Consider the following 25816-nt stretch of genomic DNA (forward strand, 5'->3'; position numbering starts at 1 on the left):
GGAAGGAAAGCCCGATTCTCCTGACGGCACTCGACCATGCCGTCTACGTGCACCGCGCGGCAATCCGTTCGGCAGGTGCGTGCTCCGGTCGCCACTCGCGGCAGCGGAACAGCTGTGCGCAGTGGGGTTTCCGTCAGAGTACGGCCGCGGCGTCTTCCGATCTACAAGTGCGCGGCCCGGCCGGCTCCGGACCGGTGGTGCGTTCAACTGCCGCGTCGATTCAGTTGAACACGGCTGTACACCACGCGACTGGCGTCGCGCGGCCGATTCCCGGTATAGCTGAGAGGGCCTGTGCCGAATTCGACGCCGGGGTCAGGAGCCCGCAAGAAATGTGACGCGCACCTTTCGCTGCGGATTGTCCCTGTTCGTATCGACCAGGCACACCGACTGCCAGGTACCCAGCGCCAGGCGGCCGTTGATCACCGGAAGGGTGGCGTGCGGGGGCACGATCGCCGGGAGGACGTGGTCACGGCCGTGCCCGGGGCTGCCGTGCCGGTGCTGCCAGCGGTCGTCGGCGGGCAGCAGGGTGTGCAGCGCGGCCAGCAGATCGTCGTCGCTGCCGGCGCCGGTCTCGATGACCGCGATGCCGGCCGTCGCATGCGGGGTGAAGAGGTTGAGCAGGCCGTCGCGGCCGGCCGCGGCCTCGCGGAGGAAGGCCTCGCAGTCGCCGGTCAGATCGACGACCCGCTCCCGGCTACCGGTGGTGACATCGAGCTCTCGTGTGGTGAAGGCATCCGACATGCCCCCATCCTGGCCCATGCGCCCGGCGGGCGGGCGAGTGGCCAGGCCGGACCGGGAAGATCCATGACCGTCCCCGCTGTTGGTAGAAGCGTGAACAACGCGCGTGAGGTCGAGGCAGTCGTCATCGGAGCTGGTCAGGCGGGGCTGTCCAGCGCCTATCACCTGCGGCGCACCGGCTTCGAGCCGGACCGCGACTTCGTGGTGCTCGACCGCTCCCCCGCCCCGGGCGGCGCCTGGCAGTTCCGGTGGCCGTCCCTGACGTACGGCAAGGTGCACGGCATGCACGCGCTCCCGGGCATGGAGCTGACCGGGGCCGACCCGGCACGGCCGTCCGCCGAGGTCATCGGCGAGTACTTCGCGGACTACGAGCACGCCTTCGGCCTTCGGGTACGGCGGCCCGTCGACGTCCGCGCGGTGCGCGCGGGCGACGGCGGGCGGCTGCTGGTGGAGACCGACCGGGGTGACTGGGCGGCGCGGGCGCTGATCAACGCCACCGGCACCTGGAACCGGCCGTTCCGGCCGCGCTACCCGGGCCAGGAGACCTTCCGCGGGCGGCAGTTGCACACCGCGCAGTACGCCGGTCCCGAGGAGTTCGCCGGCAGGCGGGTCGTGGTCGTCGGCGGCGGGGCGTCCGGCACCCAGCATCTGCTGGAGCTCGCCCCGTACGCGGCCGCCACCACCTGGGTCACCCGGCGGCCGCCGGTCTTCCGCGAGGGGCCCTTCGACGAGGGTGCGGGCCGGGCCGCGGTCGCTCTGGTGGAGGAGCGGGTACGGCAGGGACTGCCGCCGCGGAGCGTGGTCTCGGTCACCGGGCTGCCGCTCAACGACGCGATCCGGCAGGGCCTGAAGGACGGGGTCCTGGACCGGCAGCCGATGTTCGACCGGATCACCCCCGACGGCGTGGACTGGAACGACGGCCGGCACGTCGACGCCGATGTCATCCTCTGGGCCACCGGTTTCCGCGCCGCCCTCGATCATCTGGCGCCGCTGCGGCTGCGCGAGCCGGGCGGCGGGATCAGGGTCGAGGGGACCCGCGCGGTCGCCGACCCGCGCGTCCACCTCGTCGGATACGGTCCGTCCGCCAGCACCGTCGGCGCCAACCGCGCGGGGCGCGAGGCCGTACGGGACATCAGGCGGCTGCTGGCCGGGGACCCGGTCGCCGCGTGACGCGCCGGCGGCTCAGCGCGGCGGCGGCTCAGCGCGGCGGCGGCGAGACCCGCGGCGAGCTCTGCGCCCTGCTGCTCTGTGCGGCGTTGAAGTCGGCCACGTTGCGCTGGTGTTCGGCGTAGTCGGCGGTGAACCGCGTGTCCCCCGGCTTGACCGTGACGAAGTACAGCCAGTTGCCCGGTGTCGGGTTCAGCGCGGCACGCATCGCGTCCACGCCCGGGTTGTCGATCGGCGTGGGCGGCAGCCCCATGCGCTGGTAGGAGTTGTACGGGTTCTCGATGCGGGTGTCGTTCAGGGTGGTGTTGAGGGTGCTGCGGTTGAGGGCGTAGTTGAGGGTGGAGTCCATCTGGAGCGCCATGCCGTGCTGGAGCCGGTTGAAGACGACCCGTGCCACCTTTCCCATGTCGGCCTTGCCGACGGCTTCGGCCTGGACGATGCTGGCGATGGTCACCGCCTGGTAGGGGTTCATCGTGTCGCGCTGGGCGCCGGCCGCGACCGGGGCTCCGCCGAATCGCTGGTTGGCGGTGTCGACCATGAACCGCAGCACCGACTGCGGGGTCGCGTTCTTCTCCAGGGGATAGGTGGCCGGGAAGAGATAGCCCTCCGGGTTGCCCCCGGCGTCACTGGGGAGTTTCAGGCCCGCGGTGCCGACGGAACCCTTGGTGCTGCCGGCGGGGAGGGCGAGGGCCTTGTCGACGGCGTCGTAGATCTGGGACGCGCGCCAGCCCTCCGGGATGACCAGGGTGGCGGGCCTCGCCGTGCCGCCGACCAGCGACAACAGTGGCACCGCCACGGCGGCGCCGGCCACGACGGTACCGGCCACACCGCGAACGAGCCTGCCCCGAGGGGTCAGCCGGATCGGGGCACCTCGACTCGGGTTCCGCGACGGAGTGTTCATCTGCATGCGGGCACGTTAGCCCGCATAACTCCATAAACCCGACATATCTTCAGCTTGTCGACTACGATTCCCCGACTTCGGAGGACCGACCGACGTGAATGGCCGTGCCCGACGGCCGTGCCCGACATCCGAGCCCGACATCCGAGCCCGACGACCGAGCCGAACGGCCGGGGTGGTCGGCCGGGGGTGGCCGGCAGGTCGGGGCGGGGACGGTGAGGCGGTCCCGGTCGTTCGGAGGGAGCCGTCGGCCTCGCTGCCGGGCTCAGTTGGTCGGCGGTGTCATGTGCCTGCGGTTGCGGTCGCCTCGTCTCCGCACCGGGCGCGGGGGCGTCTCCCACTGGGGATCCGCTGCCGGGTCCAGGCGGGCGTCCCGGCGTACCAGTGCGGCGTACCGGCCGTCGAGCCGCAGCAGTTCCTGGTGTGTGCCGCGTTCGGCCACCTGTCCGGAGTCGAGGACGACGATCTGGTCGGCGCCCTCGATCGTGGACAGCCGGTGGGCGATGGTGACGGTCGTCCGGTTGGCGGACAGGGCGTCGATCGCGTCCTGGACCGCCTGTTCGGTGCGGGTGTCCAGCGCGCTGGTCGCCTCGTCGAGGATGAGGACCGGCGGGTCGCGCAGGATGGTGCGCGCGATGGCCAGCCGCTGCTTCTCACCGCCGGAGAAGCGGTGACCGCGTTCGCCGACGACGGTGTCGTAGCCGTCGGGCAGGGCGGCGATGTGGTCGTGTATCTGGGCCGCGCGGGCGGCCGCGTGCAGTTCCTCGTCGGTGGCGTCCGGCTTGGCGAAGCGCAGGTTGTCGGCGACCGTGGCGTGGAAGAGGTACGTCTCCTGGGAGACGACCCCGACCGCGCGGGCGAGGGTGTCGAAGTCGAGGTCACGGACGTCGACGCCGTCCAGGGTGACCCGCCCGCCGGTGACGTCGTAGAGCCGGGGAACCAGGTAGCCGAGCGTGGACTTGCCGGCGCCGGTCGGGCCCACGACGGCCAGGCTGCCGCCCGCAGGGACGGTGATGTCGATGCCGTCGAGGACGGGCCCGCCCTTGTCGTCGTAACGGAACTCGACCTTCTCGAAGCGCACCTCGCCCTTCACGTGGTCGAGGTGGACCGGCTCGTCCCGCTCCGTGATGTCGATGGGCAGGTCGAGGTACTCGAAGATGCGCTGGAAGAGCGCGAGGGAGGTCTGGATCTGGACGCCGGTCGCCAGCAGGCTCACGGCGGGCCGGAACAGGCCCTGCTGGAGGGAGACGAAGGCGACGATGGTGCCGAGCGAGATCTGCGGGCCGCCCATCTGGAGCGCCATGCCCGCGGTCCAGTAGATGACGGCGGGCATCGCGGCCATCACGATCGTGATCACGGCCATCCGCCAGCGGCCGGCCATGTTGGAGCGCACTTCCAGGTCGACCAGCTGCTCGGACTCGTCGGCGAAGGAGGCGGTCAGCGAGTCGGCGCGGCCCATGGTGCGGCCGAGCAGGATGCCGCTGACGGAGAGCGACTCGGTGACCGTCGCGGCCATCGCGGCCATCTGCTTCTGACGCTGGGTGGTGATCTTCTTGCGCTCGTTGCCGACCCGGCGGCTGATCCACACGAAGACCGGGAGCAGGACCAGCGAGACGACGGTGAGCCGGTAGTCGAGGGCGATCATCGCGACGATCGTGGCGACCACGCTGGTCAGGTTGGAGACCAGGGAGGTGGCCGTCGAGGTGACGGTGGCCTGCATGCCGCCGATGTCGTTGGCGATGCGGGACTGCACCTCGCCGGTGCGGGTGCGGGTGAAGAAGGCGAGCGACATGCGCTGCAGCCGGCCGTAGACGGCGGTGCGCAGGTCGTGCATGACGCGCTGGCCGACGGTGGTGGATATCAGCGTCTGGAGGACGCCGAAGACGCTGGTGAGGACGGCACTGAGGATCATGCCCAGCGCGAGCAGGCTGAGCAGTCCGGTGCGGCCCTGCGGGATAGCGGTGTCGAGGGTCGCCTTGAGCAGGAACGGGGTGGCGACCGAGACCAGCGAGGCGGCGCCGACCAGCAGGCCGACGACCGCGAGCCGGCCGCGGTAGGGGCGGAAGAGCTTGAGGATGCGGCGCACCTGGCGGGGTTGTCCGGCCGAGGTGCCGTCAGGGGTCCAGTTGATCTCGTCTCGGGGCATGGCTCCTGCGGATGGGTGTGGTGTGTACGGACTCACGGAGGATAGCTCACTGTTACCTATACTCACAATGAACATAGTCCTGATATTGTTCCCGTATGAGTTCCCCCGACCCCGACGGCCCGCTCGCCGAGCAGCTGCTGCGCCTCACGCGCCGGGTGTGGCGTATCCAGAAACGCCATTTGGAAGCGCGCGATCTGGGCATCACCCCCGCCCAGTCTCGGCTGCTGCGCACCCTCGCGCACTACGACACCCCTCCGCGCATGGCCGACCTCGCCGCACGCCTTGAGGTGGTGCCGCGCGCGGTGACGACGCTGGTCGACGGCCTGGAGGCGAGCGGCAAGGTGTGCCGGGTGCCGGATCCGGCCAACCGCCGAGTGACCCGGATCGAGGTCACGGACGAGGGGCGCGAGACCCTGGGTGAGCTACGGGCGGCACGGCGGTCCGCGGCCGCGGAGATCCTGGCCCCGCTCTCGGAGGAGCAGCGGGAGCTGCTGGGCGGGCTGCTGGACACGCTGGTCGACGGGCCGGTGCCGGCGAAGCACTGCTGAGGCGCGCCGAAGCGGCTCCCCCGGCCGCGGGGGAGCCGCTTCGCCCTCGTCCTGCGGTCAGCTCTCGGGCACCGGCTCCTTGACCGGTGCCTCGGCGGCCTCCCCCGGCGCCGCCTCCCCCGCCGCTTCCTTCGGCGCCGCCTCGACCGAGCCGCCCAGCACCGCCTTCGTCCGCTCGACGTCCAGCGCGCCCTCCCAGCGGGCGACCGCGAAGACGGCGACGCAGTTGCCGAGCAGGTTGGTGACGACGCGCATCGAGTCCATGATCCGGTCGACGCCCAGCAGCAGGGCGACGGCACCGGCCGGTATCGCGCCGAGCGAGGAGGCGGTCGCGGACAGGGCGAGGAAGGCCGAACCGGGGATGCCGGCCATGCCCTTGCTGGTGAGCATCAGCACCAGGACGACGGTGATCTGCTGACCGAGGCTCAGATCGACGCCGACGGCCTGCGCGATGAACAGGGTGCCGATGGAGAGGTACAGCGAGGCGCCGTCGAGGTTGAAGGAGTATCCGGTGGGCAGCACCAGGCCGACGGCGTCGTCACGTGCCCCTGCCGTGCGCAGCTTCTGCATCACGCGCGGCAGCACGGACTCGGTGGAGGCGGTGCCCAGCGCGAGCAGCAACTCCTCGCGGATGTGGCGGACGAGCTTCCAGAGGCTGAGCCCGGTGACCGCCCTGAGGGCGACCGCCAGCAGGGCGACGAAGAGCGCGGCGGCCGCGTAGCACAGGACGATCAGCTTGGCGTAGGTCTCGATGACGCCGAGCCCGTACTGGCCGATCAGGACGGCCATCGCGCCGAAGACGGCGACCGGGGCGAGCCGCATCACGAAGCCGACGATCGCGAAGATGATCTCCTGGGCCTGCTCGACGGCGGGGAGCACCTGCGGCACCCTGGTGTGGCCGAGGTGGAGCAGCGCCGCGCCCACCAGACAGGCCAGGACCAGCACTTGGAGCAGGGAGTTCTCGGCGAAGGCGCCGATGAAACTGGTGGGCAGCGCGTTGAGGACGAACTCGGTCGTCGAGGGCAGCGAGCCGCCGCCCGTCTTCGCGTCGACCGCCTTGGCGCTCAGCGTGGCCGGTTCCACGTGCATCCCGGAGCCGGGCTGGACGACATTGGCGGCGACGAGTCCGATGACCAGCGCGAGCGTGCTCGCCACCTCGAACCAGATCAGGGCCTTGAGCCCGATCCGGCCGAAGGCCTTGAGGTCACCGGCCTTGGCGATGCCGACGACGACCACGCAGAAGACGAGCGGGGAGATGATCGTCTTGATGAGCCGGGTGAAACCGTCGCCGAGCGGCTGAAGGTCCGTCGCGAAGCCGGGCCACAGCTTCCCGACGACGATTCCGAGCACGAGCGCACAGGCGACCTGCGCGAAGAGAGAGGTACACAGTACGCGTGCGACGCGTCGTGGCAGGGACGGTACGGAATGCGGCACGGACACTCCTGGTGGGGGGATCGACTCGCAGCAGCCGAGCGGGACTTCTGCGATGCGGAAAGCGGCTTCCGCGTCGACCACTCTGGAGGCCTTCTTGATCCCGTTCGAGACCGCCGTGTCACAACCGTGTAAATCACCGGCCGAGTGACGCGTCGCACACGACCGGCGTCAGCAGCGCCGGTGATCCACCGTCAGCACCCCTTGTTCCGTGGCCAGCGAGCGGTCGTAGCAGCCGTCGGGGCCGTACAGCCGGTAGCGCTCGCTCGACGTGCCGACCGCGTGCCGCTGGTCGCGCGGCACGCCGAGGGTGTAGGTCGCGTCACCGCGATAGGTGTCGTCGAGCCGCGACCAGCCGCCGCGGGGCCGGGTGACGGCCGCCCGGTCGCCGAGGGTGAGTTCGGTGCGCAGCCGGTCGTCGGTGCCGACGGTGACGGCGCCGTTCATCGTGTACGTCCGCAGCGTGTGCGTCCGTCGGGGCACACCGCCCGCCCGCACCGTGACGGTCTGGTCGTCCGTCCAGGTGGCGTCGAGCGCGTCCGTCGTCTCGCCGTCGTTCCAGCGGTGCACGGAGGTGTTGGCCAGCGTGCGGTCGACGGTGGTGGTCACCCGGCCGTGCGAGGTGTCGACGTATCCGGAGACGGTGAGCCGGTGCCCGGCGTCGGTGTCGACCCGGTACTCGCCGGAACCGGGCGTGTACACCGAGGAGTTGGCCGGTTCGGAGGCCTTGACCTCGGTCACCTTCCCGGTCACCCGGTCCCGGTGGGCGTCCTGCCACACCAGGATGTTCACGGGGGCGCTCCAGCCGGACTGCCCCGCGGGCACTCCGACGACCGAGACCTCGACGCTGTGCGGGCGGCCGTCGTCGAGGAGTCCGGCGAACGGCGTCAGGTCGTACTCGATCGGCTTGACGTCGAAGGCGCGCGGGGCCGGAACGACGTACCAGAGGAACGGGTTGGACCAGCCGCCGGTCCACACGTTCGGGAACGGCGCGGCGATCCCGGCCAGTTGGCCGTCGACCTTGATCTGCACCTCCCGGTAGGGCCCGTTGTCCGCCTTGCAGGAGTACGACGCCGGGTCGGCCACCGTCAGGTACCAGAACTCCTCGCAGCCGCCGCCCGATCCGGTGGCGTACACCTCGGCGACGACGCGTTCGCTGTTGCGCGGGGTGGTGAGGGTGGTGCCGTCGGCCAGGGTGAGCACCTTGTCGGGGACCGAGGCCTCGGGGCGTCCCGCGTAGAAGGTGAGCATGGCCTTGACGTCGATGACACCCGTGTAGGTGTCGTCGACAACGTTGCCGATGAGCATCTCGACGTCCTGTGTGCCGCGGAAGGTGTCGCTGTAGCGGGTGACGTCCTTCTCCACGTGCCACTCGATGCCGTCCGGCGAGGGCTCGGGGGTGGAGGTGCGCAGCACCTCGACGCCGCCGACGTGCAGGTAGCCCAGTCGGTCGTACTGACGGCCCTTCACCTTGCCGTCCAGCCGCAGGACGACCTTGCTCCAGCGGTCGCCGCAGCCCTGCGGGGGCGTGTACGTTCCCCGGTACGGCGTGAAGTCGCGGAACCGGGCCTCCGCCAGGGTGACCCGGCAGGACTTGGCACCCTTGGGCACGGACACCGGCGGGGCGGCGGTCACCGGGTCGTGCCAGTCGGTGCCGAACTCGGCCGGGACGTCGGCGGCACGGGCGGCGGGGGCACCCGTACCGAGGAGCGCGCTCGCCAGGAGGGTCGCTCCGGCGAGCATGGACATGACGATCCGTCTTCTCATGGCCGGTGTTCTACGGGGAGTCGGCCTCCGACCGCAATGACCGGACCGGCCGACCGCATGCCGAAGGCATCTGATGGCACATATGGTGCTATGAGCGGATCACGCTGTCACAGTGCAGCCATGGAGATCATGACCGCTCGTCAGGCCCTGCGCGCCGCCCTCGCGCTCACGGGAGCCGTCGCGCTCACCGGCACCGGCTGTTCCGCCGACGTCCCGCACCGGGGCCACGGCTCCGCGGCCCCCGGCGCCTCGGCCGCCGCGTCCGGAGCCGTCCCGTCCCCCGGCGCGCCCGGCATCGGCGACCCGCTGATGCCGCTGGACGGCAACGGCGGCTACACGGTCCGCCGTTACACGCTCGACCTCGACTGGCGGGCCCCCGGGACCCCCTTCCCGGCCGGTACCACCATCAGCGCCACCGCCACCCAGGCCCTGTCCCGCTTCGACCTGGACTTCGCGGGCAACGCACTGCACCGGGTCACCGTCGACGGCGCGCCGGCCGCCGCCGTACGCGAGGGCGACGAGCTCGTCGTCACGCCCGCACGGCCGATCCCGCGCGGCGGCACGTTCACCGTCCGCGTCACCTACACCGCCGACCCCACCCAGCGACGGCAGCGCGGTGACGCGATCCGGGAGTACGGCTGGGTGCCCACCCCCGACGGCACGCTGGTCTGCGCTCAGCCCGACGGCGCCAAGATGGTCTTCCCGGTGAACGACCACCCGAGCCTCCGCGCCCCCGTCACCTTCCGCATCACGACCCCGCCGGGGCTGAGCGCGGTGGCCAACGGCCGGCTCGTCGACCGCGTCCGGCGACCCGGCGGACGGGTCCGGTGGACGTACGACTCCGAGGAACCCATCGCGGCCCAGCTGATCCAGATGGCGATCGGGAAGTTCACGTTCGCCGAGAGCGCGGGACCGCACGGCCTGCCCGTGCGCGACGTGGTTCCCGACGGCCTGGTCAACGACACCGAGGCCGACCGCTCGCTCACCCCGCGGCACCTGGCCTGGCTGGAGGAGCGGCTCGGCCCGTACCCGTTCCGCCGCTACGGCGTACTCGTCGGCGACACCGACCTGCCGGTGGCGCTGGAGACTCAGTCGCTGTCCGTCGTACCGAAGGACGACCTGCTGGGCGACCGGGTCGACGCCGAACGAAACCTCGTCCATGAACTGACCCACCATTGGACGGGTGACAGCGTCGCCATCAGGCGCTGGTCCGACCTGTGGCTGAGCGAGGGTCATGCCCGTTTCTACGAACGGCTGTACTCCGCCGAGCACGGCGGCGTGAGCATGGAGGACGCCATGCGGGCGGCCTACGAGCAGCACGACCAGTGGCGCCACGACGACGGAGCCCCGGCCGAGCCCACGGAACCGACGCTGTTCAAGGTGATGCGCTACGACGGCTCGGCGCTGGTGCTGTATGCCCTGCGGGAGAAGGTCGGTGACGACACGTTCAACCGGATCGAGCGCGCCTGGGTGACCCGGTACCGGGGGCGCGCGGCCGGTACCCGGGACTTCGTCGCACTCGCCTCCGAGGTCGCGGGCGAGGATCTGACGCCCTTTCTGAGGCCGTGGCTGTACGGGCCCGACACGCCGCCGATGCCGGGGCATCCGGACTGGCAGGTGGACCCGGTCGAGGACTGAGTCCGTCCGGTGCGCGGCCGCCGCCGGATGCCCGGCCGTTGCCCGCCGACCGGGTGGCCTCTGCCGTGGCGCTGGGCCACCCGGTCGACGCTCGGCGCGCCGTGCCGCGCAGGGCACGGAAACGTACGAGGGGTGATGTGAAGGGCAACCCCCTTGCCCTGTTTGCGCCGAGCGCGCTCGGTGACCCTCAGCAAGCGGTTGGAGACCCTCTGATATGAGAAGAAATGTCGCTCCACGTGTGCCCGGCGCCCTCCGGACCTGCCGCCTGACGGCCTGCCTGATCGCGACGGCCGCGCTGCTGCCACCGCTGCTGATCCTGCCGGCGTCCGGCGCCGACGAGGCGGAGGGCCAGCGCCTTCAGAACGCCTTCACGGACGCCGCGCGCGAGTTCCACGTGCCCCGCAGCGTGCTTATGAGTGTGTCCTACATGCAGTCTCGCTGGGACACCCATCCGGGCACCCCGAGCGTCGCGGGGGGCTACGGGCCGATGCACCTGGTGGACACCGACCGCGCCCACGCCCCGGCACCGGCACCCGGCCCGCCGGAACCGGCGGGCGGCCGGGCCGACCCGCTGGCGGGAACAGCGTTCGCCACGGGCGGTCACACCGTGCAGCCGGCGGACCTGGACCACGCCGCGCGGCTGATCCAGGTCCCCGCCGGACAGCTGCGGACGGACCCCGTGGCCAACGTACGCGGCGGCGCGGCGCTGCTGGCCGCCACCCAACGACAGCTCGGCAAGCCGCTCAGCGCCGACCCGGAGGCCTGGTGGCAGGCGGTGGAACGTTTCCCCGGTACCCGTGACGTCACGTCGGCGGCGACGTACGCCGACGACGTCTTCACCCTGATCCGGCGCGGCGCGCACCGGACCACCGCGGAGGGGCAGGAGGTCACCCTCCCGGCCAGCCCCGGTGTCAGGTCACACCCCGGCCCGCAGGCCCCCAAACGACCGAAGAACGTCGAGTGCCCGCCCGAACTGGCCTGCGACTGGCTCGCCGCGCCGTACGTGGAGATCGACGACGACGGCGACTACGGCAACCACGACCTCGCCGACCGGCCCCGGGACCAGCGGATCGACTACATCGTCATCCACGACACCGAGTCGACGCTGCCCAACATGTTCAAGACCGTGCAGGATCCGACCGAGGCGTCCTGGCACTACTCGATCCGCTCCAGCGACGGCCACGTCACCCAGCACGTCAGGACGAAGGACGAGGCCTGGCACTCCGGCAGCAAGTTCGTGAACGCCCGCTCGATCGGCATCGAGCACGAGGGCTTCCTCGCCCACCCCGGGAGCTGGTACACGGAGCAGATGTACCGGTCCTCGGCCCGGCTGGTGCGCTACCTGGCCAAGAAGTACGGCGTCCCGATGGACCGGCAGCACATCTTCGGCCATGACAACGTGCCGTCCCCGACCGGTGACAGCATCCCCGAGATGCACGAGGACCCGGGGCCGTACTGGGACTGGCGGCACTACTTCGACCTGCTCGGCGCGCCGTTGAAGGCCACGGCCGGACCGGACAGCCCGATGGTGATGATGCTGCCGGACTACGCCACCCACAGGCCGCGGTACACGGGGTGCGACGGCGCCGGCGTACCGTGCAAGCCGCACGGCTCCAGCGCGGTCCGGCTGTACACCCGGCCGGACGAGAGCGCCCCGCTGATCCAGGACCCGGGCCGCCGGCCGGACGGCGACGAGTCCACCGAGGACGTCAGCGACCTGGGTTCGCGGGTCTCCACCGGCCAGACCTTCGCGGTGGCCGACCGCAGCGGCGAGTGGACGGCGATCTGGTTCCAGGGCAACAAGGCGTGGTTCAAGAACCCCGCGGCGCACCCGACGGCCGTCGGCGCGAGCGGCCGCATGGTGACGCCGAAGGCGGGTCTCGACGAGATCCCGGTGTTCGGTCGGGCCCTTCCGGAGGCGGAGGCCTACCCGGAGGGCGTGGAGGAGGAGGACGAGTCACCGCTGCCGTACAGCCTGCGGGCCGGCCAGCGGTACGTGACGCAGTCCGGCGTCGGCGGCTCCTACGTCGACCGGTCCACCTTCTCCGCCACACCTCAGCCCGTGGTGCTGGGCCACGAGCGGTACTACGAGATCCAGTTCGGCCACCGGCTCGCCTACGTCCGGGCGGACGACGTGGACCTGGTGGAAGCCCGAGCCACCACGGCGGGTCCGGCCGGACGGTGACTTCGCGGGAGGCCGGGGCCCGGGGCCTCGCTAGGACAGCAGGCTCGGCCTGTCCCCCATCACCACGACGGGATCGCGGGCCGGGTCGAGCGTGCGCAGCAGGTACTCCATGGCCTCCCTGGAGAGGCCGACGCACGCCGAGGTGCCGCTGCCGTGGTCGAGGTGCAGCCAGATGCCGCCGCCCCTGCCGTCGCCCCAGGGGTGGGTGGTGTCGTGCGGGGGCGTGCCCCGCAGGCGGTTGTAGTCGATGGCGATGACGTAGTCGAAGTCGTGCCGGTACGCCGGGCTCCAGTAGTGCGGGGGTGTGTAGAGGTCCCGGCCCTGCTCGTAGGAGAGCCGGGTGCCCGGGTCGGGCAGCACCCCGCCGGCGTCGGTGACGGTGAACACGCCGACCGGGCTGCGCCCGTCACCCGCGTAGTGGTCGGTGGTCCAGCCCGCCCGCCCGTTGTGCGCGGGCCAGCTGGCCACCGGCCGCCACTCGCCGTCCTGCCGGGTGTAGAGCACCACCGTGGAGTCGGCCGAGTCCTTGTCCTCGCCGTACACGGCGACGACCTGGCCGGAGTGGTCGGGGATCTGCGCCTGCCAGCGCTCGCCGACGCCGGGCACCCGGCCCGGTTCCCCGGCGGGCACGGTCCGGTCCGGCAGCTCGGCCGGGCCCGCTCCGGGAGCCCGTGCGGCCTTCGGGGCTCTGGTGTGCGGCCCCGGCAGGCCGTTCTTCGCGCCACCGCTCGGTGCCGCCTCGCAGGCGCTCAGGGTCACCAGGACGGCTCCGAGGACCGCCGCCGTGGCGGTCGCCCGCCGGACGCTCTTGATCTGCACGCGGCCATCCTGACATCACATACCTGGCAAATTATGAGATCTCAGCCCATTCAGTGCGTGTTGGGTGACCGGTGCTGGCCGGAAGAGGGCGGATTTCGCGGCCCGCCAGGAAAAACCGTTTGATTTCGATGACGCTCCGACGCGAACCTTTCACGGCTCGTCGCCGCCTCTCCCGACCCGAACCGCTGGGACGTCATGCAGATTCAAGATCTTCCGTACTCCGATCCGGGCGTGCCGGACGCGCGTTCCGGCCCCCGGTTCCTGTGGTGGCTCGGGCGGAATCAGCTGGGCGGTCAGCTCAAGGCACTGGCCTGGGGACTGCTGCACTTCGTGGCCGTCTCGGCGCTCCCGTTCTGTGTGGGTCTCGCCGTGCAGGCCGTCGTCGACCGCTCCGGCGACCGGCTGGCGCTGGCGGGCGGTCTGCTGGTGCTGTGCGGCACCGCGGTCGCCGTCGGCGACACCTTCCTGCACCGGGCCGCCGTCACCAACTGGATCACCGCGGCCGCCCGGGTCCAGCAACTGCTCGCCCGCAAGGCCACCCGGCTGGGCTCCGCGCTGACCCGGCGGGTGGCGGCCGGTGAGGTGGTGGCCGTCTCCACCGGCGACGTCGAGAAGATCGGCTGGTTCGTGGAGGCCGTCTCCCGCTTCACCGCCGCCGCGCTGACGGTCGGCGTGGTCGGCGTCGCCCTGGTCGTCTACCAGCCGGCCCTGGGCTGGGTCGTCGCCGCCGGTCTGCCGCTGGTCGCGCTGTCCGTGCTGCCGCTGCTGCCCCGGGCCACCCGGCGCGCCGACCTCCAGCGCGCCAAGGCCGGCCGGGCCACGGAGCTGGCCTCGGACACCGTCGCGGGACTGCGCGTGCTGCGCGGCATCGGCGGTGAGGACCTCTTCCTCGACCGCTACCGCCGCGCCTCCCAGGAGGTACGGCACGCCGCCGTGCGCAGCGCCCGGATGTGGTCGCTGATCTCCGCGATCCAGGTGCTGCTGCCCGGACTGCTGCTGATCGCGGTCGTCTGGCACGGGGTCCAGCTGGCCCGGCAGGGCCGCGTCACCGTCGGCGAACTGGTCACCGTCTACAGCGCGGTCATGATCCTCAACTATCCGTTGCAGCACTTCACCGAGATCGCCATGGCCTACTCCTTCTCGCGCCCGTCGGCGAAACGGGCCGCGCGGGTGCTCTCCCTGGAGCGGGCCACGGACACCGGTGGCTCCCTGGCGGACACCGTGCCGGACGGCGACCTGTACGACCCGGCCACCGGTCTGCTCGCTCCCGCGGGCCGGCTGACCGCCGTGGTCTGCGGCGACCCCGACGCGGCCGGACTCCTGGCCGAACGGCTGGGCGGCCATCCCGCCGAGGCCGGCACCTCCGTACTGCTCGGCGGTGTGCCGCTCGACGAGCTGCCCCTGGAGGCCGCCCGCACCGCGGTGCTCGTCCAGGACAAGGACCCGGTGCTGCTGTCCGGTTCGCTCCGGGAGCTGCTCGACGTGCCGTCCTCCGGGGCCGTGCGGGCCGAGGACGCGCTGGCCGCCGCCCAGTGCGGGGACGTCCTGGCGGCCCTGGTCCAGGGCTCGCTGGACGTCACCGACCCGCTGGACGCCCGGATCACCGAGCGGGGCCGGTCCCTGTCCGGCGGGCAGCGCCAACGCCTCGCGCTGGCCCGGTCGCTGATCACCGACCCCGGGGTACTGGTCCTGGACGAACCCACCTCCGCCGTCGACTCGCACACCGAGGCCCGGATCGCGGAGGGGCTCCGCGCGGTGCGGTCCGGCCGTACGACCGTGGTCTTCACCTCCTCGCCGCTGCTGCTCGACCTGGCCGACCGGGTGGTCCTCGTCCACGAGGGCGAGGTCGTGGCCGTCGGCGCACACCGCGAACTGGTGCGCAGCGAACGGCGGTACCGGTCGGTCGTGACCCGCGAGACGGACGACGAGGCCGCGCTCGAAGAGGACGAAGCCGCACTGCACAGCAAGGCGCTGGAAGAAGACGAAGCCGCGCTGCGCAGCAAGGCCCTGGAAGAAGACGAAGTCGCCCTGCGCAGCAGGGCGCTGGAAGAGATCGAGGAGAGCGCATGATCGGCGTCGCGCCACCGGCGTACGACCCGGCGGCCCCGACGACGGCCACCACCCTGCCCGTCGGTGCCACCGCCACCGTGCGTGCCTATGTGGCCGAACTGTTCCAGCGGCACCGCCGGGCCTTCTGCGTCCTCATCGCCGTCAACACGGTGGCCGTGATCGCCTCCATGGCCGGCCCGTACCTGCTCGGCGGGCTCGTCGAGCGGGTCTCGGACGGCGCCCGCGAACTCCATCTGGGCCTGACCATCGGCCTGTTCGTGGTCGCGCTCGCCGTCCAGTCCGTCTTCGTGCGCGAGGTGCGGCTGCGGGGAGCCGTGCTCGGTGAGCGGATGCTGGCCGATCTGCGCGAGGACTTCCTCGTCCGGTCGGTCGGGCTGCCACCGGGCGTCCTGGAACGGGCGGGCACGGGCGACCTGCTGTCCCGGATCACCACGGACATCGACCGGCTCGCCAACGCCATGCGGGAGGCCGTGCCGCAGCTGTCGATCGGCGTGGTGTGGGTCGTGCTGCTGATCGGCGGGCTCACCGTCACCGCTCCGCCGCTGGCCGCCAGCGTGCTGCTCGCCCTCCCGGTCCTGGTGGTCGCCTGCCGCTGGTACTTCCGGCGGGCGCCCGCCGGCTACCGCTCCGAGGCCGCCGGATACGCGTCCGTGGCCGCCGCCCTCGCGGAGTCCGTGGACGCCGGCCACACCATCGAGGCACACCGGCTCGGCGAGCGCCGCATCGCCCTGTCCGACCGCCGGGTCAAGGAGTGGACCGCATGGGAGCGCTACACCCTGTGGCTGCGGTCGGTGCTGTTCCCGGCGATCAACGCCACCCACGTGACGATCCTCGGCTCGGTGCTGATGATCGGCGGCACCTTCGTCCTGAAGGGCTGGATCGACGTCGGCCAGCTGACGACGGGCGCGCTCATCGCCCAGATGCTCGTCGACCCGGTGAACCTGATCCTGCGCTGGTACGACGAGGTCCAGGTCGCCCAGGTGTCGCTGGCCCGGCTCGTCGGCGTCCGGGACATCGAACCGGACGCCGGGGACGCCGCGCTGGCCCCCGCCGGGCGTGAGGTGCACGCGGACGAGGTCCGCTTCGGCTACCTCCAGGGCGTCGACGTGCTGCGCGAGGTCTCGCTGGAGGTCGCGCCCGGCACCCGGCTGGCCCTGGTCGGCCCCTCGGGCGCGGGCAAGTCCACCCTCGGCCGGCTGCTCGCCGGGATCTACGCACCCCGGGACGGCCGGATCACCCTGGGCGGCGCCGAGCTGTCCCGGATGACCGCCGAGCGGGTCCGTTCCCATGTCGCCCTCGTCAACCAGGAGCACCACGTCTTCGTGGGCTCCCTGCGCGACAACCTGCTGCTCGCCCGGACCGACGCGGCGGACGCCGAGCTCTGGGCGGCCCTCGGCGCGGTCGACGCGGACGGCTGGGCCCGGGCCCTGGAGGAGGGTCTGGACACCGAGGTCGGCTCCGGGGGGCTCGCCCTGACCCCGGCGCAGGCGCAGCAGATCGCGCTGGCCCGGCTGGTGCTGGCCGACCCGCACACGCTGGTCCTGGACGAGGCGACCTCGCTCCTGGACCCGCGCGCCGCCCGGCATCTGGAGCGGTCCCTGGCCCGGGTCCTGGACGGCCGCACGGTGGTCGCCATCGCCCACCGGCTGCACACCGCCCATGACGCGGACGTCATCGCCGTGGTCGAGAACGGCCGGATCAGCGAGCTCGGCAGCCACGACGCGCTGGTGGCGGCCGACGGCGCCTACGCGGCGCTGTGGCGGTCCTGGCACGGGTGACAGGCCGAGGCACGGGGTGCGGGCGCGAGGGGTGCACCGCAGGTCGCGCCCCGTGCCGTTGCGCGGGTGCGAGCTGGGGTGGAAGGCTGGAGAGCGGCACCGGTTCGGGGGCCGGGCGGGAACCGTCGGTTCCCGTCGCGCACCGGTGTCGAGCGTGCCGGCGGCCCGCCCCGCGGACCGCGTCCTCACCCCCTGGAGGTAGCCGTGACCACCGCCGACGGATGGGGGGACGACGTCTACCAGCCCGACGGATCCGAGATCCGTGAGGACACGGGGCTGCTCGACGTGGAGGACACGCTGGAGTCCGACGGGGTCAGCGAGCCCCTGGACCGTGGCTGGTCCCCGCCCGAACGGCCGTGGGCGGTGGAGCACACCGGGGTGACGGCGGCGGAGCGGCACCGGGGCGAGACCCTGGACCAGCGGCTCGCCGAGGAACTGCCCGATCTGGCCGCCCCCGACGGCGACGGCATCGGCGACTGCCAGGGCAGCGACGGCGAACCCCTCGACAACGAGGTCGGCGACCTGCGCTCCGGCCGGCTCGTGGCCCCGAACGAGGGGGCTCACGAGGACGACGAGAACGGCCTGGTGGCGACCGACGTCGGCATCGACGGCGCCGGGGCCTCCGCCGAGGAGGCCGCGATGCACATCGTCGACGAGGACACCGCCTACGACTGAGCCCGCCCGCCCCTGCCCGCCCGCCCCGTCCTTCCAGGAGCCGCCATGCAGCAGGACAAGCACCCCGACTACCATGCCGTGGTCTTCCGCGACCGCGCCGCAGGCTACGCCTTCCTGACCCGGTCCACCGCGACCAGCGACCAGACCATCGAGTGGGACGACGGCCGGACCTACCCGGTGGTCGACGTGGAGATCTCGTCCGAGAGCCACCCCTTCTACACCGGGAAGGCCCGCACGGTGGACTCCGAGGGCCGGGTCGCCGCCTTCGAGCGCCGCTACGGGAGCGGCTCGGAGGCGGGCCGGCCCTCGGAGGCCGGCTGACCGCCGGGTCAGATCACGTTCAGAGCGGCCGCGCAGCCTATGCCGCCGAGCACCATGAACACCGGCATGAGCACCTTGAGCTCGACCCAGCTGCCGGCCCGGAAGCGCATCGCCTTCGGCGGGCCGATCGGGTACCAGCGCCTGCGGCCGATCGGGATGGGCCACAGGACCGGGCAGCCGGAGACGGTCAGCGCGTCCCCGATGTCGTGCACCAGCGCCCCCAGGACCACCGGCAGCCCCAGCCACAGGTACTCCTGGCCGGGCTGGGTGAACAGCCAGTCCGATCCGTTGCCCGGCTTGTCCAGGACGCCGGCCAGGATCCACGCGCTGGTGGCCGCCAGCAGCCACACCAGGATGTCGCTGCTGGAGCCGCGCGCCGCCCGCCACAGCAGGCCCTCGATCGCCAGCACCATGTGCGCGAAGAGGATCGCCAGCACCGCCCAGCGGCCGCCGAGGATCGCCGCGGCCGAGCAGCCCCCGCCGATCAGCGCCGCCCACACCCAGGTGTGCGTCAGCGTCCGGTGGCCGCCGTTGCGGCGCGGGTCGCCCGCCATCCGGGTCGCCTTGTAGACGGCGTAGGAGAGCTTGTCCACGATCTCGCAGACCCAGCGCGACAGCGGTCCGAAGGCTCGCGAGATGGTCGCCGCCTTGTGGTCGAGGTCCGGGGCGAGCGCGGCGCCGGCGCAGATCAGCGCTCCGACCAGCAGCACCGGCCAGGGCATCGTATGCCCGGTCGCCGCCGCCGCGGCTCCTACGCCGAGCCAGGCGGCAGCCCCCGACAGTGAGTGTGCTGGTCCCATCATGGCCGTTGCCCGCCCCATTCCTCGTGTACCGCTGTCCAGTTGACCGGGTGCGATGACGCTCCGTCGGCGACACAGCGTAGCGGCCATGATCTTCGTACTCGAAGCCGATTCCCCCCTGGGCGGGTGGGCCAGGCAAGATGGGTGCGTGACCCTCATCGATCAGCTGCCGCCGACCCCCGACCCCGACGCCCTGTACGAGGCCTTCGAGGCCTGGGCGCAGGAGCGCGGTCTCACGCTCTACCCCCACCAGGAGGAGGCGCTGATCGAGGCGGTCTCCGGGGCGAACGTGATCGTGTCGACGCCGACCGGCTCCGGCAAGAGCATGATCGCCGCGGGTGCGCACTTCGCCGCGCTGGCCCGGGACGAGGTCACCTTCTACACCGCTCCGATCAAGGCGCTGGTGTCGGAGAAGTTCTTCGAGCTGTGCAAGATCTTCGGCACCGAGAACGTCGGCATGCTCACCGGCGACGCCTCCGTGAACTCCGACGCGCCCGTCATCTGCTGCACCGCCGAGGTGCTCGCCTCCATCGCCCTGCGCGACGGGAAGCAGGCGGACGTCGGCCAGGTCGTCATGGACGAGTTCCACTTCTACGCCGAGGGCGACCGCGGCTGGGCCTGGCAGATCCCGCTCCTCGAACTGCCGCAGGCGCAGTTCATCCTGATGTCCGCGACCCTCGGCGACGTCTCCTTCTTCGAGAAGGACCTCACCCGCCGCACCGGCCGCCCCACCGCGGTGGTCCGCTCGGCGACCCGCCCGGTGCCGCTCTCCTACGAGTACCGGCTCACCCCGATGACCGAGACGCTCACCGAGCTCCTGGAGAGCAGGCAGGCGCCGGTCTACATCGTGCACTTCACGCAGGCGCAGGCGGTGGAGCGGGCGCAGGCGCTGATGAGCATCAACATGTCCTCGAAGGAGGAGAAGGAGCAGATCGCCGAGCTGATCGGCAACTTCCGCTTCACCACCAAGTTCGGCCAGAACCTCTCCCGTTACGTCCGGCACGGCATCGGCGTGCACCACGCCGGCATGCTTCCCAAGTACCGGCGCCTGGTGGAGAAGCTCGCGCAGGCCGGTCTGCTGAAGGTCATCTGCGGCACCGACACCCTGGGCGTGGGCGTCAACGTGCCCATCCGCACGGTGCTGTTCACCGCCCTCACCAAGTACGACGGCAACCGCGTGCGCACCCTGCGGGCCCGTGAGTTCCACCAGATCGCCGGCCGCGCGGGCCGGGCCGGCTTCGACATCGCGGGACTGGTGGTAGCTCAGGCGCCCGAGCACGTCATCGAGAACGAGAAGGCCCTCGCGAAGGCGGGCGACGACCCGAAGAAGCGGCGCAAGGTGGTGCGCAAGAAGGCGCCGGAGGGCTTCGTCGGCTGGACGGAGAACACCTTCGAGAAGCTGATCGACTCCGAGCCGGAGCCGCTGACCTCGCGGTTCCGGGTCACGCACACGATGCTGCTGTCGGTGATCGCCCGCCCGGGCAACGCCTTCGAGGCGATGCGCCACCTGCTGGAGGACAATCACGAGCCGCGCAGGCAGCAGCTGCGGCACATCCGCCGGGCGATCGCGATCTACCGCTCGCTGCTCGACGGCGGCATCGTCGAGAAGCTCGACGAGCCCGACGCCACCGGCCGTATCGTCCGGCTCACCGTCGACCTCCAGCAGGACTTCGCGCTCAACCAGCCGCTGTCCACGTTCGCGCTCGCCGCGTTCGAACTCCTCGACCCCGAATCGCCTTCGTACGCCCTCGACATGGTGTCCGTCGTGGAGTCCACCCTGGACGACCCTCGCCAGATCCTGGCTGCCCAGATGAACAAGGCCAAGGGCGAGGCCGTGGCCGCGATGAAGGCGGACGGCGTCGAGTACGAGGAGCGGATGGAGCGCCTCCAGGACGTCACCTACCCGAAGCCCCTGGAGGAGCTGCTCTTCCACGCCTACAACACCTACCGCAAGAGCCACCCCTGGGTCGGCGACCACCCGCTGTCGCCGAAGTCGGTCATCCGGGACATGTACGAACGGACGCTGACCTTCACGGAGTTGGTGTCGCTCTACGAGCTGGCCCGCACCGAGGGGATCGTGCTGCGCTACCTCGCGAGCGCGTACAAGGCCCTCGACCACAACATCCCGGACGACCTGAAGTCCGAGGACCTCCAGGACCTGATCGAGTGGCTGGGCGAGACGGTCCGGCAGGTCGACTCCAGCCTGCTGGACGAGTGGGAGCAGCTCGCCAACCCGGAGGAGATGACAGCCGAGGAGGCCCAGGAGAAGGCCGACGAGGTCAAGCCGGTCACCGCCAACGCGCGTGCCTTCCGGGTCCTGGTGCGCAACGCGATGTTCCGGCGCGTGGAGCTCGCGGCCCTCGACCGGGTGGACGAGCTCGGTGAGCTGGACGCGGACTCCGGCTGGGACGCCGAGGCCTGGGGCGAGGCGATGGACAGGTACTGGGACGAGTACGAGGACCTGGGCACGGGCCCCGACGCCCGCGGTCCCAAGCTGCTCGTGATCCAGGAGGAGCCGCAGAACGCGCTGTGGCGGGTCCGCCAGATCTTCGACGACCCCAACGACGACCACGACTGGGGCATCAGCGCGGAGATCGACCTGACGGCCTCCGACGCCGAGGGCCGTGCGGTCGTCCGCGTCACCGACGTCGGCCAGCTCTGAGCACAGGTCCCGGAACAGCTTCGAGCACAGCCCCCAGCACAGGAGAACCCGACCCATGACCAACCCGGCCGAGAGACTGGTCGATCTGCTCGACCTGGAGCAGATCGAGGTCAACATCTTCCGTGGCCGCAGCCCCCAGGAGTCCCTCCAGCGGGTCTTCGGCGGCCAGGTGGCCGGCCAGGCGCTGGTCGCCGCCAGCCGCACCACGGAGGGCGACCGGCCGGTGCACTCGCTGCACGCGTACTTCCTGCGCCCGGGCCGGCCGGGCGTGCCGATCGTGTACCAGGTCGAACGGGTCCGGGACGGCCGGTCGTTCACGACGCGCCGGGTCACCGCCGTGCAGCAGGGCCGCACGATCTTCAATCTGACCGCCTCCTTCCACAAACCTGAGGTGGGAGCCTTCGAGCACCAGCTGCCGCCGGCCCGTGAGGTGCCGCATCCGGAGTCGCTGCCGACGCTCGCCGAGGAGATCCGCAAGCATCTGGGCGAGCTGCCCGAGCAGTTGGAGCGGATGGCGCGCCGCCAGCCCTTCGACATCCGCTACGTCGACCGGCTGCGCTGGAACGCCGAGGACATAGCGGGCGCCGAGCCGCGCAGCGCCGTGTGGATGCGTGCGGTCGGCCCGCTGGGCGACGATCCGCTGGTGCACACCTGCGCACTGACCTACGCCAGTGACATGACCCTCCTGGACGCGGTCCGCGTCCCCGTCGAACCGCTGTGGGGGCCGCGGAACTTCGACATCGCCTCGCTGGACCACGCCATGTGGTTCCACCGGCCGTTCCGCGCGGACGAGTGGTTCCTGTACGAGCAGGAGTCCCCCGTCGCCACGGGCGGGCTCGGTCTGGCCCGCGGGCGGGTCTACGACCTCGACGGGCGGCTGTTGGTGTCGGTCGTCCAGGAGGGGTTGTTCCGCGCGCTCTAGCCGAAGCAGGCGCGGACGGGGACACCTACGCGGACGCGGGCACCTACGCGGACGCGGGCACCTACGTGGTCAGGGCCGCCGGTCAGTGGGCGGGCCGGGGGGTTCTGCGCAGCAGCCAGCCGCGCAGGCTCCGGGAGAGCGTCGGCCGGTCGGGCGCGGGGGGCCGGGAGGGTGCGGCGGGGCGAGGCGCCGGCCGGTGTGCGCGGGCTTGCCCGAGTTCCCGTGCCAGGTCGTGCCTGAACCAGTCGATCTCGTCCGGGTCGGCCGCCGTCATGAGCTCCTCGGCGAGCTGCGCGGCCGGCGAGCCCGGTGCGCCGTGGGCGGGCGGGGCCGGCCGCAAGGCCGTCACATGGGCGCGTTCATGAGGGTCCGTGAGCAGGTCGTCGATGTCACCGGGGTCCAGGAAACCGGCCACCACCCCGGCCCGCTGCCACGGCCCGTCCGCCTGCCGCAGCAGGAAACCGCAGTGGCGTCCGCGCCAGTTGCGGGCCCGCTGGTCCGCGCCCGCCCTCAACCGGTCGCTCAGCTCCGCGGGCGTACGGCCGGTGAGCAGTCGTGTGTTCTGCTCGGCGGCGGCGAACTGCCCCAGCTCCTCGGCGAGATAGAGCCAGACCACGGCCCGGTAGCGATTCGGGTACCACCTCACCGGAGTCACCAGGCCGAGTTTCGCGACGCGGGTGAACCTGCCCGCCGGGATCCCCATCAGGGCCGCGCCCTCGGTCGTGCCCACGACCCGCACGCTCTCGCGGAGGGATTCGGCCCGGCCCTGGAGCCGGTCGATCTCGGTACGGGGGACGCGGCGGCCCCCGGCGGCTCCCCCGCCTCCGTCGTCGGGTACGGTGCGGATCCGCCCGAGGTGTACCGCGAGATCGAACTCGCCCCGTTTGAGGCCCAGTTCGCGGGCGGCGCGGCTCGGCGTGCAGGCGAGCGGGCGGGATGCGGCGAGGGTGGTGCCGGACATGGTCGTTCTCCCCCGTGGTGTGGGTGGCTCGCGCCCGGTGCGCTCGCCGTGGAAAAGACCGTAGCCGTTTCGGCGAGACTCGTGGCGGGCCTGTGGACAACTCCACGGCAGGTCATGAATCCGCAGGTCAGAGGTCTATCGCGGAGGAGCGTTCCGGTTGCCGGGCGTCCACCGCGAGGTGTTCGCCGACGCGGTTGACCAGCAGGGTCATCTCGTAGGCGATCTGGCCGATGTCGGCCTCCGCACCGCTGAACACGCACAGGCAGCTGCCGGTTCCGGCCGCGGTGACGAACAGGACCGCCTCGTCGTACTCGATCATCGTCTGGCGGACCTGGCCCGCGCCGAAATGGCGTCCGGAGCCCTTGGCGAGGCTGTGCAGCCCGGAGGCGACGGCCGCCAGATGTTCCGCGTCCTCCTGGCGGAGGCCCGTGCTCGCTCCCGTGACCAGGCCGTCGTTGGACAGGACCAGCGCGTGCCGTACATGTTCCACGCGCTCGGTCAGGTCGTCGAGCAGCCAGGCGAGTCCCTGGTTCTGCGCCATGTCGAAGCGTCTCCCCGTGTGCCGTCTCCCCCTGGCTGGAGGATCTCCCCGCCAGCCTTCCCCACCACCGGCGTCCGGGCAAGGAGGATGGGGACATGGCACAGAAGATGACCGACGAGGAATGGCGGGCGTTCGTCTCGCACGGCACCCGCACCGGCAAACTGTCCACCGTAAACGCCGACGGCAGCCCGCATGTGGCTCCCATCTGGTTCCTGCTGGAGGGGGACGAACTGGTCTTCAATACCGGCAAAGAGTCCGTGAAAGGGCGCAATCTCGCCCGTGACGGGCGTGTCGCCCTCTGCGTGGACGACGACCTGCCGCCCTTCAATTTCGTGGTGCTGAACGGGCGCGCCCGGCTGTCGGAGGACCTGGGCGAGGTCCGTGATTCGGCCACCCGGATCTCGGCTCGCTACATGGGGGCGGACCGCGCCGAGGAGTTCGGCGCCCGCAACGGCGTCCCCGGCGAACTGCTGGTCCGGGTCACCGTGGAGAAGGTGGTGGCCCTCAAGGACCTCACGGTCTGAGGCTCAGCCCACCGAGTCCAGGAGCCGGGCGGTGTGCATCCGTCCGGCGTACTCGACGAGCCGGATCAGCACTTCCTTGCCGGAGTCCCGGTCGCGGGCGTCGCACAGGACCACCGGCGTGCCCTGGTCCAGGTCGAGGGCGCGGCAGACGTCGTGGGCGCCGTAGCTCCGGGCACCGGTGAAGCAGTTGACGGCGACGACGAACGGGATGTGCCGGTGCTCGAAGTAGTCGACCGCCGGGAAACAGTCCTCCAGACGGCGGGTGTCGGCGAGGACGACGGCGCCGAGCGCTCCTTGCGAGAGTTCGTCCCAGAGGAACCAGAAGCGGTCCTGGCCCGGGGTGCCGAAGAGGTACAGGGAGAGGCCGGAGCGGATCGTGATGCGGCCGAAGTCCATGGCGACGGTGGTGGTGACCTTCTGGTCCACGCCGTCCGTGTCGTCCACGAGCTGGCCCGCTTCGCTGAGCATCTCCTCGGTGCGCAGCGGCCGGATCTCGCTGACGGCGCCGACCAGGGTCGTCTTCCCGACGCCGAAGCCGCCGGCGACCAATATCTTGAGCGCCATGGCCGAGTGTTCGTCGGCGGTGGACTCGGAGTGCTCGGAGACCATGATCACTTCTCTCGGAAGGGCTCTGGACAGGACCTGGAGGAGCGGCCGCGGCGGACGCCGGGACGCCCGCGAAGGGGTACGGGACGACGCGAAGCCAGCATCATGACAACTGCCGCTCCGTCGCGGACGGTTGGACCGGAACGGGTCTGTTCCGACCGGCTCGCGCCCGGTTGGTTCCGGATGCTCATCTACAGTGCCCGCAATCCCTCGATGACCTCGCGCAGAATCCGTTCGTCGGGCAGCTGGGCGGGTGGCACCGGGCGGCTCACGGTGACCCGGCCCAGTTCCAGCAGGTCGCCCAGGAGCACCCGGACCACGCCCACGGGGAGGTCCGCACCGGCGGCGAGTTCGGCGACGGACTGCGTCTCCAGCCGGCACAGGTCGACCAGCGCGCGGTGTTCGGGGCCGAGCGCGCTGCCGTCGTCGGTGCCGGCCGCACCCGGGTCGAGCGTGACCAGGGCGATCAGGTCGAACTTCACGCCGGTGGGGCCGGGTTTGGTACGGCCCCCGGTCATGGCGTAGGGGCGGACCAGCGGCCCGGCCTCGCCGTCGAACCACTGGCTGCCCGGTTCGCTCGGGGCGCCCGTCATGTACTCGGTCATCGGTGGCGGTCTTC

Annotated in this window: 22 protein-coding genes; 11 read left to right on the forward strand and 11 right to left on the reverse strand. The window is 71.6% G+C overall.

What is annotated here, in order from left to right:
- Positions 1–312 precede the first annotated feature (312 nt).
- Positions 313–741 carry a secondary thiamine-phosphate synthase enzyme YjbQ gene (locus tag IEZ11_RS45330; RefSeq protein ID WP_189268928.1) on the reverse strand — a complete coding sequence of 143 codons (429 nt, stop codon included), beginning with the start codon at positions 739–741 and terminating at the stop codon, positions 313–315.
- A 90-nt stretch (positions 742–831) separates the two neighbouring features.
- Here IEZ11_RS45330 and IEZ11_RS45335 point away from each other — a divergent pair, with 90 nt between their 5' ends.
- Complete coding sequence (locus IEZ11_RS45335) at positions 832–1908, forward strand: NAD(P)-binding domain-containing protein (protein ID WP_189268966.1); 1077 nt, start codon at positions 832–834, stop codon at positions 1906–1908.
- 28 nt (positions 1909–1936) lie between these two features.
- Here IEZ11_RS45335 and mltG read toward each other — a convergent pair whose 3' ends face one another.
- The gene (gene mltG / locus IEZ11_RS45340) at positions 1937–2812 is read right to left on the reverse strand and encodes an endolytic transglycosylase MltG (RefSeq protein ID WP_189268929.1); all 876 of its coding nucleotides are present in this window, start codon (positions 2810–2812) and stop codon (positions 1937–1939) included.
- A gap of 256 nt (positions 2813–3068) precedes the next feature.
- Complete coding sequence (locus IEZ11_RS45345; protein ID WP_229713757.1) at positions 3069–4949, reverse strand: ABC transporter ATP-binding protein; 1881 nt, start codon at positions 4947–4949, stop codon at positions 3069–3071.
- Between the two features lie 95 nt (positions 4950–5044).
- Here IEZ11_RS45345 and IEZ11_RS45350 point away from each other — a divergent pair, with 95 nt between their 5' ends.
- On the forward strand, positions 5045–5497 hold the full coding sequence (locus IEZ11_RS45350; protein WP_189268930.1) for a MarR family winged helix-turn-helix transcriptional regulator: 453 nt from the start codon (positions 5045–5047) through the stop codon (positions 5495–5497).
- Between the two features lie 57 nt (positions 5498–5554).
- Here IEZ11_RS45350 and IEZ11_RS45355 read toward each other — a convergent pair whose 3' ends face one another.
- Complete coding sequence (locus IEZ11_RS45355) at positions 5555–6931, reverse strand: cation:dicarboxylate symporter family transporter (RefSeq protein ID WP_189268931.1); 1377 nt, start codon at positions 6929–6931, stop codon at positions 5555–5557.
- Positions 6932–7099: 168 nt separating this feature from the next.
- Positions 7100–8695: a peptide-N4-asparagine amidase gene (locus tag IEZ11_RS45360; protein WP_229713758.1), complete on the reverse strand. Its 1596-nt coding sequence runs from the start codon at positions 8693–8695 to the stop codon at positions 7100–7102.
- Between the two features lie 120 nt (positions 8696–8815).
- On the opposite strand from IEZ11_RS45360, the gene IEZ11_RS45365 reads away from it, so the two are divergent.
- Together IEZ11_RS45365 and IEZ11_RS45370 are read left to right on the forward strand one after the other, a co-directional pair.
- Positions 8816–10333 (forward strand): M1 family metallopeptidase, encoded by a 1518-nt coding sequence (locus IEZ11_RS45365; protein WP_229713759.1) that lies wholly within the window; start codon positions 8816–8818, stop codon positions 10331–10333.
- Positions 10334–10547: 214 nt separating this feature from the next.
- A complete protein-coding gene (locus IEZ11_RS45370; protein ID WP_189268932.1) occupies positions 10548–12518 on the forward strand; it encodes an N-acetylmuramoyl-L-alanine amidase in 1971 nt (656 codons plus the stop codon).
- Positions 12519–12548: 30 nt separating this feature from the next.
- On the opposite strand, the gene IEZ11_RS45375 is transcribed toward IEZ11_RS45370, so the two are convergent.
- Positions 12549–13337 carry a L,D-transpeptidase family protein gene (locus IEZ11_RS45375; protein ID WP_189268933.1) on the reverse strand — a complete coding sequence of 263 codons (789 nt, stop codon included), beginning with the start codon at positions 13335–13337 and terminating at the stop codon, positions 12549–12551.
- A gap of 195 nt (positions 13338–13532) precedes the next feature.
- On the opposite strand from IEZ11_RS45375, the gene IEZ11_RS45380 reads away from it, so the two are divergent.
- The 4 genes from IEZ11_RS45380 (at position 13533) to IEZ11_RS45395 (ending at position 18181) form a co-directional block, all read left to right on the forward strand.
- A complete protein-coding gene (locus IEZ11_RS45380; RefSeq protein ID WP_189268934.1) occupies positions 13533–15407 on the forward strand; it encodes an ABC transporter ATP-binding protein in 1875 nt (624 codons plus the stop codon).
- Positions 15404–17185 carry an ABC transporter ATP-binding protein gene (locus tag IEZ11_RS45385; protein ID WP_189268935.1) on the forward strand — a complete coding sequence of 594 codons (1782 nt, stop codon included), beginning with the start codon at positions 15404–15406 and terminating at the stop codon, positions 17183–17185. The genes IEZ11_RS45380 and IEZ11_RS45385 overlap by 4 nt, the downstream gene beginning before the upstream one ends.
- A gap of 204 nt (positions 17186–17389) precedes the next feature.
- Entirely contained in the window at positions 17390–17860 is a 471-nt protein-coding gene (locus IEZ11_RS45390) for a DUF5709 domain-containing protein (RefSeq protein WP_189268936.1), read from the forward strand.
- 45 nt (positions 17861–17905) lie between these two features.
- On the forward strand, positions 17906–18181 hold the full coding sequence (locus tag IEZ11_RS45395; protein ID WP_189268937.1) for a type B 50S ribosomal protein L31: 276 nt from the start codon (positions 17906–17908) through the stop codon (positions 18179–18181).
- 8 nt (positions 18182–18189) lie between these two features.
- Here the strand turns inward: IEZ11_RS45395 and IEZ11_RS45400 are convergent, their stop codons facing one another.
- Positions 18190–18984 (reverse strand): metal-dependent hydrolase, encoded by a 795-nt coding sequence (locus tag IEZ11_RS45400; protein ID WP_189268938.1) that lies wholly within the window; start codon positions 18982–18984, stop codon positions 18190–18192.
- A gap of 145 nt (positions 18985–19129) precedes the next feature.
- Here IEZ11_RS45400 and IEZ11_RS45405 point away from each other — a divergent pair, with 145 nt between their 5' ends.
- Positions 19130–21643 (forward strand): DEAD/DEAH box helicase, encoded by a 2514-nt coding sequence (locus IEZ11_RS45405; RefSeq protein ID WP_189268939.1) that lies wholly within the window; start codon positions 19130–19132, stop codon positions 21641–21643.
- A 55-nt stretch (positions 21644–21698) separates the two neighbouring features.
- Entirely contained in the window at positions 21699–22565 is an 867-nt protein-coding gene (locus IEZ11_RS45410; RefSeq protein ID WP_189268940.1) for an acyl-CoA thioesterase, read from the forward strand.
- 82 nt (positions 22566–22647) lie between these two features.
- Here the strand turns inward: IEZ11_RS45410 and IEZ11_RS45415 are convergent, their stop codons facing one another.
- Positions 22648–23526: a DUF6397 family protein gene (locus tag IEZ11_RS45415; protein ID WP_189268941.1), complete on the reverse strand. Its 879-nt coding sequence runs from the start codon at positions 23524–23526 to the stop codon at positions 22648–22650.
- Between the two features lie 127 nt (positions 23527–23653).
- A complete protein-coding gene (locus IEZ11_RS45420) occupies positions 23654–24067 on the reverse strand; it encodes a roadblock/LC7 domain-containing protein (protein ID WP_189268942.1) in 414 nt (137 codons plus the stop codon).
- Between the two features lie 95 nt (positions 24068–24162).
- Here IEZ11_RS45420 and IEZ11_RS45425 point away from each other — a divergent pair, with 95 nt between their 5' ends.
- Positions 24163–24591 carry a PPOX class F420-dependent oxidoreductase gene (locus IEZ11_RS45425; RefSeq protein ID WP_189268943.1) on the forward strand — a complete coding sequence of 143 codons (429 nt, stop codon included), beginning with the start codon at positions 24163–24165 and terminating at the stop codon, positions 24589–24591.
- 3 nt (positions 24592–24594) lie between these two features.
- Here the strand turns inward: IEZ11_RS45425 and IEZ11_RS45430 are convergent, their stop codons facing one another.
- On the reverse strand, positions 24595–25200 hold the full coding sequence (locus IEZ11_RS45430) for a GTP-binding protein (protein ID WP_189268944.1): 606 nt from the start codon (positions 25198–25200) through the stop codon (positions 24595–24597).
- A 188-nt stretch (positions 25201–25388) separates the two neighbouring features.
- Complete coding sequence (locus IEZ11_RS45435; RefSeq protein WP_189268945.1) at positions 25389–25802, reverse strand: DUF742 domain-containing protein; 414 nt, start codon at positions 25800–25802, stop codon at positions 25389–25391.
- Positions 25803–25816: the final 14 nt, after the last annotated feature.

Origin of the sequence: Streptomyces fuscichromogenes (assembly GCF_014645815.1) — a bacterium.
Taxonomy (GTDB): Bacteria; Actinomycetota; Actinomycetes; order Streptomycetales; family Streptomycetaceae; genus Streptomyces; species Streptomyces fuscichromogenes.